This window comes from Nocardia sp. 852002-20019_SCH5090214, from assembly GCF_001665865.1.
Lineage (GTDB): Bacteria > Actinomycetota > Actinomycetes > Mycobacteriales > Mycobacteriaceae > Nocardia > Nocardia nova.
In genome coordinates this window covers 1-5,183 of sequence record NZ_LZMK01000016.1, presented here as the reverse complement: position 1 = coordinate 5,183, position 5,183 = coordinate 1, and the positions used below count along the sequence as shown (strand labels likewise).

Annotated in this window: 1 protein-coding gene and 1 pseudogene; both read left to right on the top strand. The window is 65.9% G+C overall.

Annotated features, from left to right (window positions below):
• Positions 1-647: class I SAM-dependent methyltransferase (locus A5780_RS01345; RefSeq protein WP_064907519.1), on the top strand; the 647-nt coding region annotated here is incomplete at its 5' end.
• Positions 648-789: 142 nt separating this feature from the next.
• Positions 790-5,183: pseudogene (locus A5780_RS42935) on the top strand (amino acid adenylation domain-containing protein); the annotation flags it as partial.

Sequence of the window (5,183 nt, the reverse complement as noted above, 5' to 3'; positions counted from 1 at the left end):
ATGATCGGAAGCGCAAGATAATTCGTTCTCTGGACCGCGGCGAACGGTTTTTCGGGATACATCGCAAGCTCGCGCGCATCGTGCTCGACGAGGTCACCGACGTGCGCGAGCCCAAGATCCTGGAACTCGGCTCCGGCCACGGTGGGCTGTCGCGCGCGCTGCTGGAGATGCATCCCACCGCCGACGTCACGGTCACCGACATCGAACCCGCCTCTGTCGCTGCCATCGCCGCAGGTGATTTGGGCCGTCATCCGCGGGCTACCGTGCGCGAGATGGACGCGACCGCCATCGACTCGCCCGACGGGTACTACGACCTCGCCGTGTTCGTGCAGTCCCTGCACCATCTGCCACCACCGCTGGCTGCCCGGGTGTTCGCGGAAGGCACCCGCGCCGCCGCGAAACTGCTGATCATCGACTTGTCGCGTCCGCCTTCGTTACTGCACCTCGTCATGCTGGCGCCGGCGCTGCCGTTGGTGATCTTTCCGTACTGGCACGACGCGTTGATCAGCTCGTTGCGCGCCTACGGCCCGTCGGCGCTGCGCGCGATGGCCCGGTACGCCGACCCGGCGATCACCCTCGAGTTGCGCAGGCAGGCAACCGTTCTCCCCGGAAGCCCGCAGATCGCGGTGGCCAGTTCTGCCAGATGAACATTCGATTGAACCGATCGGCATCGGCGCTCGTGACCACGGCTATGGGTGCACTGTGCGCCATCGCGATCACCGCTACAGCCGGCATGAGATCTGGTTGCCGGAATTCGACGCTTCGAAGACCTACACGGAATTCGCCATCATGCTCAACTACGGTGTCCATCCGGAGGTGCTGGGGTCCTTAACCGCCGCTCAGAGGTCGATATGGGCTGCCCAGCAACTCCGGCCCGAAGTCCCTTACAACGTTGCCGTTTTCCTGGCGATCGATCACGATGTCGACGCCGAGAGGCTCATGGTTGCGTGCGAATCGGCGGCAACGCGGTTCGGCACACCGTGCGCGCGGCTATCCCTCGACGACGGCGAACCGGTTTTCGTAGTCGATCGCTCGTTTCCGCGGACCATTCGCTGTATCGATCTGCGCGCCGAGCGCGACCCGGTATCCGCTGCGCGCGGCTGGATGGACAACGACTACCGCCGGCCGATCGATCTGGTCCGTGACCGACTCACCGAGTTTGCGCTGCTGCGCATCACCGACGATCTGTCGTATTTCTACCTGCGCACACACCACGTTCTCTTGGACGGGTACGGCGCCCACACCATGGTCCGGCACATCGCGGCCGTCTATTCGGGAGCAGCGCCCGAGACCGGCGAAGTCGACTTCTCCGAATTCGACCTGATCCGCAACGCGGATCAGAAGTATCAGCAGTCTTCGCGCAGTCGTGCCGATGCCGAGTACTGGAAAAACGTCGTGCGTGAACCTTCGGACATCACCGACCTGGGCGGGACGCGCAGGCCGGTGGCACCACGCCACCCGTTGGTTCGCGAACTGGTGTACACGCATCGATTCGAGGAGAACCGGCCTGTCCGACTCGATGTCGCAAGGGTTGTCGCGACAGTAGCGGTTTTCATCGCGAAAACCACAGGACAGCAAGATGTTTCGTTGTCTCTGCCGGTGTCGGCACGCACGACTGCGGCACTGAAAAAATGTACGGGCATGGTCTCGAACATGGTGCCGCTGCTCATTCGAGTCCATGACGGCGACACCATCGGCGCACTGACCGATCGGGTAGCCGAGTCCCTAGTCGGCGCGCTGCGGCACCAACAATTCCGGCGCTGGCCGGACCTGATCGCCCAGGCAACCCGACCCGACATGAACATCGAATTCGGCCCGGCGATCAACATTCTCGACTTCGCCACCCCGTTGCATTTCGGTTCTTCCGAAGTGACGTACAACGTATTGACCACCTATCCCATACAAGACTGCGCAATCAACATCTATCCCCAATTGGGTGATGGCACGCCGCGAATTCAGTTCATGTGGAATCCGGATCGGTACGCCGCCGACGACATCGCCAGGCACATAACCCGTCTGGAAATGCTTTTCGACCGCCTCGTGGTGGCGGACTCGTCGGTGACGGTGGGAGAGGTGTCGTTGCTGGCCACCGGTGAGCGCGATCTGGTGCTGTCGGTGTGGTCCGGTGCCCGGGTGGCGGCGCCCGTCGGGTTGGCGCCGCAGTTGCTGGCGGCGGCGGTGGCGGCCGGCCCGGACGCGCCGGCAGTCGTCGACGGTGCCCGGGAGGTGTCGTATCGCGAGCTCGATCGGTGGTCGACGAGGGTGGCGCGGGTGCTGATCGAGGAGGGCGTGGGCCCGGAGCGCGCGGTGGGTGTGGCGATGGATCGCCGTGTGGAGTTGGTGGTGGCATGGTGGGCGGTGGTCAAGGCCGGCGGGGTGTATGTGCCGCTGGATCCCGCCCATCCGGCCGAGCGAATCACCACGGTGCTGGACGCGGTGGGGGCGGTGTGCGTCTTGACCTACGGTTCCGACACGGTAGCCGGGGCCGCGGCGCGTCCGATAGTGCGCATCGACGCTCCGGATGTGTCCGGGCGGTCCGCGGAGGCGATCACGGACGCCGATCGGCCGGCTGGGTTGAGGGTGGACAACACCGCGTATGCGATGTTCACCTCGGGATCCACCGGCGCCCCCAAGGGGGTCGCGGTCAGCCATGCCGGTCTGCTGGGGTTGGCCGCGGCGCAGCGGGCGGTGTTCGGGCTGGGCGCAGGTGCACGGATTTCGATGGTGGCCGCGCCGAGTTTCGATGCGTCGATCTTCGATATGTTGTGGGCAGCCGGGTCGGCCGCGGCGCTGGTGGTGGCACCACCGCACGTGTATGCCGGGGAGGCGTTGACCGCTTTCCTGCAGGACCAGCAGGTCAGCGCGGCGGTGTTCACCCCGACGGTGCTGTCTTCGCTGGATCGGGCCCGGCTGGACCGGGTGGGCACACTGGTCACGACCGGGGAGGCCTGCCCGGAGGAGTTGGTGGCCGCATGGGCTCCGGGACGGCAGATGTTCAACGGCTACGGACCCACCGAGACCACCATCGGCGCCACCCTTGCGCCCCTGTCGTCGAGGCACCCGGTGAGCATCGGCACCCCGATTCCAGGGATATGCGCGCTCGTGCTCGACGCGCGGCTGAACCCGACCCCGGTCGGGGTGGTGGGCGAGCTGTATCTGGGCGGGCCCGGCTGGCGCGCGGCTACGTGGGCCGGCCGGAGTTGACCTCGGAGCGGTTCGTGGCCAACCCCTACGGGGACGGGGACGCGTGTGTATCGCACCGGTGACCTGGTGCGCTGGACCTCCACCGGCACCCTGATGTACGTGGGCCGCGCCGACACCCAGATCAAGCTGCGCGGGCAACGCATCGAACTCGCCGAAATCGAGAACACGCTGCTGGCCTGCCCACAGGTCACCCAGGCCGCCGCGACCATGCACCGGAGCAGCACCGGCGCCCACCTCATCGCCTACGTCACCCTCGATCACACCGCCACCGATCACGATGCCGACATCGTCGGACAGTGGCGGCATATGAACAACGAACTGTACGGCGCCGAGGTGGCGTCGTCGGAGTTCGGCATGGATTTCCGGGGCTGGAACAGCAGCTACACCGATGATCCGATTCCGCTCGAGGAGATGCTGGAGTGGCGTGCGGCCACGGTGGATCGGATCCTCGCGCTGCGGCCGCGGCGGGTGTTGGAGATCGGTGCGGGCTCCGGACTGGTGTTGTCACAGATCGCTCCGCGGTGTGAGCGCTATGTTGCCACCGACGTGTCAGCGGTGGCGATCGACAATCTCGCGCACTCGCTCGAGCAGTTGCGGATCCCGTGGCGTGACCGAGTCCAGCTGCTGACCCGTCCGGCTCACGTCACCGAGGCATTGCCGCGGGGCTACTTCGACACGATCATTCTCAACTCGGTCGTCCAGTACTTCCCCAATAAGGATTATCTGACCGAGGTGAGCGATGCCGCTCTGGATTTGCTGGCCCCCGGTGGGGCGATGTTCATCGGCGACGTCCGTAATCACACCCTGCAGGCAGCGTTTCACACGGCGGTCGCGCTGGCCCGCACCGCCACCACCGACGCCGCCGAGATCCGCCGGCAAGTCCGGCTCGCCGTGCTCAGCGAACCCGAATTGCTGCTGGCCCCCGAGTTCTTCACCGGCTGGGCCGCCGGTCGTCCGTCGGTGGCCGGAATCGACATACAGGTCGAACGCGGATCGGCCGACAACGAACTCAACAGGTACCGGTACGACGTCATCGTCCACAAAACGCCCACTCCGGTCCGCTCACTGGCAACAGCACCCTCTTGGGCATGGACCCGATTCGCAGGGCTGCGCGGACTGCACACCGAGCTGATCTCCCGACATCCCGCCACCGTGCGCATTACCGGCATCCCCCGTACCGGACTGATCACCGATGTCCGCATCGAACACGCCCTTGCAGGCGGGCTACCCCTGGCCGACGCACTCGCCCGGGCCGCCGCGACTTCCGACACCACTACACCCGAACAGCTGCACCGCTTGGGCGAAACCACCGGATACCACGTTGCCGTCACCTGGGGCGCCCAGCCCGGCACCCTCGATGCCGTTTTCCTCACCCCCACCGACCCCGACCGCCGGCACGCCCCACCGCTGACCGAGGTCTACCTGCCCACCACCGGAGACCATCGAATCACCACCCACGCCAATAACCCCCACACCAACACCGAGATCAACGCCGTCCGGCAGCGGTTGAGCGCGTGGTTGCCCGAGTACATGGTGCCGGCGCAGATTGTGGTGCTCGACGAGTTCCCGCTGACCTCCTCGGGCAAAATCGACCGTAAGGCCTTGCCGGCACCGATATTTGCCGCGACGCCCTTCCGGGCGCCGCAGACTCGGGTCGAGAAAATCGTCGCGGAGGCGTTCGCGGAGGTATTGGGTCGGGACCGAGCGGGGCTCGATGACGATTTCTTCGCCCTGGGTGGAAACTCGTTGACTGCAACCCGGGTGAGCGCGCGGCTGCAGTTCGCGCTGGGCAGAGAAGTGCCGGTGCGGTATCTGTTCGACGCGTCCACGGTCGAGGGTCTCGCCGACTATCTGCACTCGCATGGTGGCGGGCCCGCTCGCTCGCCGCTGCAGGCCATGCCGCGCCCCGAGCGCGTTCCGTTGTCGTATGCCCAGCAACGATTGTGGTTCATCGACCAACTACAAGGCCCCTCCCCCGT